At 44.6% G+C, this 3865-nt stretch carries 4 protein-coding genes; 2 read left to right on the top strand and 2 right to left on the bottom strand.

All coding sequences use genetic code 11. The features are described 5' to 3' along the window. Positions 1-815: M20 metallopeptidase family protein (locus ACWVCM_RS02165; RefSeq protein ID WP_455200061.1), on the top strand; the 815-nt coding region annotated here is incomplete at its 5' end. A 17-nt stretch (positions 816-832) separates the two neighbouring features. On the opposite strand, the gene ACWVCM_RS02160 is transcribed toward ACWVCM_RS02165, so the two are convergent. Next, positions 833-1273, bottom strand: coding sequence for a CZB domain-containing protein (locus ACWVCM_RS02160; RefSeq protein ID WP_455200060.1), 441 nt, complete (start codon positions 1271-1273; stop codon positions 833-835). A 522-nt stretch (positions 1274-1795) separates the two neighbouring features. On the opposite strand from ACWVCM_RS02160, the gene ACWVCM_RS02155 reads away from it, so the two are divergent. After that, positions 1796-3175: an L-serine ammonia-lyase gene (locus ACWVCM_RS02155; RefSeq protein ID WP_455200059.1), complete on the top strand. Its 1380-nt coding sequence runs from the start codon at positions 1796-1798 to the stop codon at positions 3173-3175. A gap of 111 nt (positions 3176-3286) precedes the next feature. On the opposite strand, the gene ACWVCM_RS02150 is transcribed toward ACWVCM_RS02155, so the two are convergent. Continuing rightward, positions 3287-3865: translocation/assembly module TamB domain-containing protein (locus ACWVCM_RS02150; RefSeq protein WP_455200058.1), on the bottom strand; the 579-nt coding region annotated here is incomplete at its 5' end.

The raw sequence follows: 3865 nt of genomic DNA, 5'->3' as shown, positions 1-3865 counted from the left end.
GGTTTCTATTCCAGCCAGCAGAAGAGGGTAACTATGATGATCCCGATGGCTTCTCTGGTGCACAACGCATGATCGTTGAAGGTGCATTGGAGGGTGTTGATGCAGCGATCGGATTACATCAAATGCCTACCATTCCTACTGGTACTATTGCTATTACCACGGGGAGTGTAATGGCCGCAGCAGATTTTTTTGAAATTATAGTCACAGGAAAATCCACTCATGCCGGATTAAGCCCGGAAGAAGGAATAGATGCGGTATTAATTTCCGCTGAATTGATTTTGTCGTTACAAACTATCGTATCACGGCAGGTGGGCCCTACAAAAACGGCCGTCATTAGTGTGAGCACCATCGAAGGCGGAAGCGCAGCGAATGTGATTGCGGACAAGGTGCGCTTATCCGGGACTATCAGGGCGCTCGATGAAGATATTCATCAACATATACTAAAATCCATACAGGCTCGTTGCGATGCGTTTTCGGCAATTTATAACACCGATATTAATTTCAAAGTTTATTATGGTGTACCGGTAACAGTAAATGATGCCAATATAAGTAGCGTGGCTACCCAGGCGGCCAGAAAAGTATTTGATGACAGGAATGTAATCGATGGAGTTACGATCATGGGTGGGGAAGACTTTGCTTATATCGGACAGAAAGTTCCCTCCTGCTATGCCTTGCTCGGAACCAAAGTCACGAATGGCGAGGCATATCCATTACATAGTCCCAAGATGGTCGTCAATGAAGATGCCCTGCCGTTCGGATCAGCCTACCTGGCGCAAACCGCTTTGGATTTGCTGGTAAACTTCAAACAAAAATGATGTTTCGCGGCAAATAACTATTGAGCTGAAGCGTATAAGCGGACAAGGTTGAGCTGGATCTTACTTGATAGTGATCTAAATTTGCCGAGCAATAAGTTGTTAGCCGCTTCAGTATTCCCGCCATTATGTTCAACCAGTACCTGTCCGGCTGTCAAATGAAACTCTTTATGGGTTAGTCGAAGGTCTTCAAATTCCTGTTGTTGTTCAAATTGTTTTGCGGCCGGTCCATAAATCCATTTGCCCAATATACAGAGATTATCGGGGGCAATTTGGTGTACATCAAGGTTTTCACGGCTGGTGCCATCCAGGTAGGCTGTTAAGCGATCATTCCAGGCCAGGTGCGCATCAAGAACATCCTTCAGGTTTAATCCTGCAAATTCTTCCTGTCCTTTGTCGAAGGTTAATTTCGCTGAATCATCTCCGGACATTTTCTTTTCTAACCAGTTTAACAAACCCATTGTCTTGACTCCTATACCACTCGAAAAACGAAATAATTGGCAACTACATGTTTCAGTGTTTTGCGTTCGCTCATGAAGTTAGCAACTATATCGGCTGAAATTCTTAACAGAAACTTAAGTAGTGAATTTTTCAAAATTTAAATGTTGTAGATCACTGAGACCGGCAACCGATCTTTTATCGTCTGATAGATAATTTTATGAAGCGTTTATTTAAAAAAAAGGCAATGAAATATTTTGCTGCTGCCATAAATATCTATGCGTTAATTTGAGTAAACCAATCGACAATTAATCTTAAGTTTTGCTTAAGAGTTATAAGCCCAGTACCCCTGTCGTTGCCTGAGAAATCCTGGATAGCAGGAGATTAATTAGCCACAATGGGGATAACATTTGCACTTAACCGGATAAAGATTGGATATAGATAGCGATTGCGGCTAATTAATACAGTTTTTTTGTTATCCAGGCATCTGTTAGAGAGTAAAATACTATCAGCCCATAAAAACCATAATCGTGCAGGGATATCCAATGTATATTAGTGTTCTTGAGCTTTTTAAAATCGGGATCGGACCTTCCAGTTCTCATACCATGGGGCCCATGGTCGCAGCAAAGGACTTCATTAGTCGTGTCTCTCATAGGATATCTGGACATCAGGAACTGCAGAATGTCTCTGTACGTTGCATCCTCAAGGGGTCCCTGGCTTTTACTGGCAAAGGACACGCGACAGATCGCGCAATCGCATTAGGTCTGCACGGTTACGCGCCCGAAGCGGTTGCTAACCAGAACGTCGATACCCTGGTGAGTGAAATCTGGAATCAACGGAGTATTGTCACAGACGAGGCGCATCGCATCAAATTTTCCCCCGTTGAAGACATTATTTTTGATAAAAGTGAATCACTTCCGGAACATCCCAATGGAATGATCTTCGAACTACTGGGGGACAAAGGTCAAACACTATTGGAAGAAACTTATTTTTCCATTGGTGGAGGTTTTATAAGTACGCTTGACGAAATTAGTAATGTCGTAGCGCCAATCAAGATGGAGTCTGCCGCGTCTTGTCCCTATCCATTTGATTCGGCTCGTTCAATGCTGGACATGTCCGATGACAGTAATTTATCGATTGCTGAGATGAAGCGACGCAACGAACTTGAACACCATTCGGATGAAGCATTGAATAACGGGCTCGATGCAATCTGGAACTCCATGAAACTTTGTGTTGACTATGGATTAGGTGAGGAGGGTACGCTTCCCGGCGGGCTGAATATACAGCGGCGGGCTAAAAATCTTTATGAGCAACTTGTCGAAAATCCTGAGGACGCAAACGTGAATGACTGGTTGTGCGCATATGCCATGGCGGTCAATGAAGAAAATGCCGCCGGGCACATGGTCGTAACCGCACCCACTAATGGCGCTGCGGGCGTTATACCCGCGGTGCTGTATTACCTGGTCAAACATAAAGGTGCTAGTGAAAAAAATATCCGGGAGTTTTTACTTACCGCCAGTGCCATTGGTGGCATCATTAAACACCGCAGTTCAATTTCCGGGGCTGAAGTGGGCTGCCAGGGTGAGGTGGGATCAGCGGCCGCCATGGCCGCCGCCGGATTATGTGCAGTGCGTGGTGGTACAGCCGAACAAATAGAAAATGCGGCTGAAATTGCGCTTGAACACCACCTGGGAATGACCTGTGATCCAGTGAACGGCCTGGTGCAAGTCCCCTGTATTGAACGCAATGGCTTTGGCGCCATCAAGGCGTATACCGCGGCGTCGCTGGCAATGCGGGGAAGTGGTCAACATTTTATGCCCCTGGATAATTGTATCGCCGCCATGAAACAAACCGGCCTGGAAATGTCCGAAAAATATAAGGAAACATCCCTGGGTGGGCTCGCTGTTAGTATTACTGAGTGTTAACGAAAAATGACAGCAAAAGCAGCGGTGAAAACTGTGCAGGAATTTACTTTATTTAAAACAACGCGGGGTCTGCCAAATTTGCGACGTAAAACCAGGGCTTCAAAGCGAATACTAATTACCATTTAAAGCGACACGGTTGACGTCTTGCTGGGATAAATCTTTTTTGCTTGCCCCTTCTTTAAGCATATGAAGAGACTGTAATGGGCCTTGCAGAATTTCAGTTGATGAACCGTCATCCTGTTTTTGAAAGATCTTCAATTCCAGGTCAGGATTATCCAGCCGATTTTTATTAAACTTCAACACGCCGCCTGATACTGCAAAATACTTTTTGTCATTCTTGTAGTTTCCGCGAAGTACATTTAGTTTTCCGTCTGCGATAATTTTATTTCTAGACAGGTCGATGAGTGACAAGTCTCCAGTGACATGGGCATTAAGCCCATATCCGTGCATCCACACCGATTTACCAAACTCCAGATTAAGTTGACTTATTGATTGAGCAGGTTTTGCCCTTGAACTGGCGTTGACGATAAACAATGTCGCCAGTTGATTATAGGTATCAGTGACTCCCTGTAACTGGATATTCGCAGTTGGCACTTTAATAACACCATTCGACTTAATAACCTGGTTGCTTCGTGAAAAAGTAATATCAGGCGATATTATGATGTGGGCTTTGGGTTTTCGAACCAACGC

It is taken from the genome of Kaarinaea lacus (assembly GCF_975902315.1).
The sequence above is the reverse complement of the archived record's forward strand: the minus strand, read 5'-3'. Positions and strand labels throughout refer to the sequence as shown.